The sequence below is a fragment of the Bacillus sp. JJ1562 genome (assembly GCF_036962705.1).
In the GTDB taxonomy this organism is placed as follows: Bacteria; Bacillota; Bacilli; order Bacillales; family Bacillaceae_L; genus Ferdinandcohnia.
The window spans coordinates 1-3,381 of sequence record NZ_JBALOQ010000066.1; the positions used below are offsets into that span (position 1 = coordinate 1).

A 3,381-nucleotide genomic window follows, 5' to 3' on the forward strand; every position below is an offset into this window, starting at 1 on the left:
GCACAACTGCCCCGTTAGTCGAATAAGAAAAAGTGGCGCTTATTCAACAATCGCGCCCGTTTGTGGAAGATTGATAAAAAATCAAGTTTTTTAGATTCCCGGAATTAGGATAGTATTATCCGTTCCATCTACTGTACTATGGAAAGCATAAATAGGTTGATAATAGCCTTTGGAATCCAAATAGTAGCTTACCTCAATTTTATGGATATGCAAGGTTTTTATCATTTTATTTTCGGAGTAAAAATTAATTTTCCCATCTAAAATTTCTTTATATGCTTCTTGTTCGCTTTTTATTTGAACATCCCTGACCTTTTCATAGGTTAATAATTGATTCTCAATTCTTTTCACAGTATTATCGTTATAATAACTTACCGATAAAGAACCATCTATTAGCTGATTTCCCCTTACTTTTTTATCAACGGTCCACTTATAACTACCCGTTTCGACTTTTTGAAAATGCGCGTCTTTGGGAATATCTATGCCGAATTTTGTTGCGTTTTCTTTTAAAGCTCCTTCATCTACATCTTTCGGTTCTTTATCCTCGTCAAAACTTGAAAAGTCGGTATAACTGTAACTTCCATCTAAGTTTTGAAACCATATATTATGAGACCTATTTTCTCCGATCCAATAAACACCTTCATTCTGATAGTAAATGACCTCCATATTCGATGTATCAAGTTGTATTCTTTTCGAAAAATCTTTGACAAATTTATCAGCAGAAGCCTTTGTATAGCTTGATGCTTTATAAACTGGGACTGTAATTCTATTATCATTTAACTGGACATCAATAGTGGTTGTTGCTTGTGCCATATCAGTTCTATGAATTGGAACAATGGATAGATTTCCAAACTCCTTCAAATAGTAGTATGCAAACATACTTCCAGATAGGATAACCACTAGCAATAAAGGTGAAAAGTAGAAAAAGGATCGCATTATTCCCTTTTCTTTTACGATAAGGAGGCCCATGATAATACCAAATCCAATTATGGCCCCCAGTAGATTATTAATTAAATCGTCAAATTCAAAAATACCATATCCTGTTATTAACTGGACACTTTCAATGGAAAGAGTAAATAACGCTGCCATCCCAATAGTCCATACAGCTTTTTGAAAACGTGAATGTAATATTGGGAGAAAAATCCCTAACGGTACAAACATGAATATATTTAAGTACACGAACTGCCAATGCCTTACACTAAAACTATACCAAGCTTCTCGATACGAAGTAAAAAAAGATAAATCCATCCCGCCCTGATAGTTTTGACCTCTATTCAAAAAGGTTACGCCTATAACCATGATGACATAACTAATAAACAAACCCACAAGAAATAGTTGATACTTTGGAAGGCTTTTCTTCCCTCCAAAAAATTTTTTATAAACAATGAAATACATTAGAAAAAAGATAATTCCTAAAACAATTACGGCTATTAATGCCAGAAAAAAGTACTCTTTGAATATACTGATGATTTCTTCTAACCTCATTCTCTATCTCCCTCATACAAAACCAATATATGTTAATCTCTTACATTAACTTTTATTTCTTTACTATATCTCTTCTAAAAATTTTCCAAAATATAATATTCAATTTGGCTACCCAATGTTGCTCCATTACATGGGCCGATTGTTGAACACAATTTAAACATCTATCTTCAACTGCCCCGTTAGTGCAATATCAACTCCAATTTAAGGAGATTGAATGTTGTCAATTAATTTACTCGCTTGGTTCAAAAAATATTGCTTATCAACACTAACTTGTATCCCCACTCCAAATCCAGCATCTCGAAGTTTTACTCGTAATTTTTCGAAGCTTTGTTTATCTTCTTCTGATAATGTGGAAAAATTATATTTTTCATCAATTGGATATTGGGACAGTTCACCGTATAAACCATTTAAAATGATAGTTCTTTCATCATTTGAAAGGTTTCCTAAATGTTCAGCAGTTGCTATACTAAGTTCTATCCCATTCAATACATCACCTAATACGGTTGTAACCATGTTTGGTTCTGACCAATTATTTTCCATTTGTGTACCAATAGAACCTTCCAGTTCGATTAACTTAATTTGCACTTCTGTAAGAAATAATAGTTCTTTCGCATTTTTCATTTTTGTGTGCCCTGATATAACATTCCAAAGTAACAATAGATTTAATACTAATAAAGTTCCAATAACTATTTTTACTATTTTATTCAATATTCTCCCCCACGGAATTATTTCACCATATATTTCCTACAAACTACGAGTTTTCCTACCTTCTGGTAAGAAAATTGGTACAGGAAAAATGGCATAGTACCTTCTTAAACTCTTCTGCTTCTTTAATAATCCTTCACATCTTACTTGCATATTTCACTAACTAGTTACAATAACGCGTTGTTTTCTTTATTTTTCGGTCCTAGCCTATTACAATTTTGAGATGAGGCTTTGAATTCCTTTATTCTTTGCATCAAACTTTAATGAATCTTTCAGAGGTAACTAATTATTATGCCGTTTGTTAACTTCAATCTTAATGAACTCCGGCAAATAGCTGGGAGTACATCCTTTTGCTACTATTTCATCTTTGTAAAGACCCGTTTTCTCACCAAGTTTAATACAACGTGTACGATTCTTTTCATCATAAACGCCTATCCAGCCTGCGGTGAAATTCATAGCCCATTGAACTTCCGGTTCTTCCTGCGTAATAGTAGCTTCTAATGCAGATAGCAAGTTTGCGGTGTTATCAGGCGGTGTTTGTCCAGTCCATCTCAATCGCCCTTGATAATACCAGAAGGCTCGCCTTTGAAGAGCAGAAGGACTATTTTCCCATGACTCCATCAAAGCAATTTTCTTCTTGTCTTTGGTGAGCTGATTAGCCATTAACCAATCCATTAAGTTATTTCGCTCATCAAAAGTGTGAGTCTGCATATCCTTATCAAGCTTATTTAGCACATCTTGTGAAAGAAGTTTTTTGTCCATAATTAAGATTGCTAATAGTCTGGACAAAAACTCTTCGGTTGACCATAGTTCCATAGCTAGGTCGTGATCTTTTTTAATGTCCTTCGCGATTTTTCGTAAGTCGCCTAGCTTAGTTTTACTATTCATCTGTGATAGAATGTTTTCTGCTTGTGAAGAGCGTTTTATTTCTGTACCTTTATTTTCATTCATTTTATACAACTCCTTTATTAAAACACTGTTTCATAATACTAGTCGAGTAGAAGAGAACCTCTCTACCTTACGGTAGATTGTGTTCTCCCCCCTCCCAGAACCGTGCTTGCGCTATTAACGCACACGGCTCCTCCTAGTTACCATTCACAAAATATAGCTATTCTTTAAAAATTAGATATTGCTAATTCTGCTATCCTTACTAGTCTTGTTTCCACTTATCATTCCTACCTCTGTGTGTAGTAA

3 protein-coding genes are annotated in these 3,381 nt (G+C 34.1%); all 3 read right to left on the reverse strand.

Going from position 1 to position 3,381, the window contains the following annotated elements; translation table 11 throughout:
* Positions 1 to 90: 90 nt before the first annotated feature.
* The 3 genes from V7097_RS24915 to V7097_RS24925 all read right to left on the reverse strand — a co-directional run bounded on the left by V7097_RS24915 (position 91) and on the right by V7097_RS24925 (position 3,138).
* Positions 91 to 1,482, reverse strand: a complete 1,392-nt coding sequence (locus V7097_RS24915; RefSeq protein WP_335706335.1) for a VanZ family protein — start codon at positions 1,480 to 1,482, stop codon at positions 91 to 93.
* Positions 1,483 to 1,683: 201 nt separating this feature from the next.
* The gene (locus tag V7097_RS24920) at positions 1,684 to 2,190 is read right to left on the reverse strand and encodes a hypothetical protein (protein ID WP_335706336.1); all 507 of its coding nucleotides are present in this window, start codon (positions 2,188 to 2,190) and stop codon (positions 1,684 to 1,686) included.
* 279 nt (positions 2,191 to 2,469) lie between these two features.
* Positions 2,470 to 3,138, reverse strand: coding sequence for a DNA alkylation repair protein (locus V7097_RS24925; RefSeq protein WP_335706337.1), 669 nt, complete (start codon positions 3,136 to 3,138; stop codon positions 2,470 to 2,472).
* Between the last annotated feature and the right edge of the window lie 243 nt (positions 3,139 to 3,381).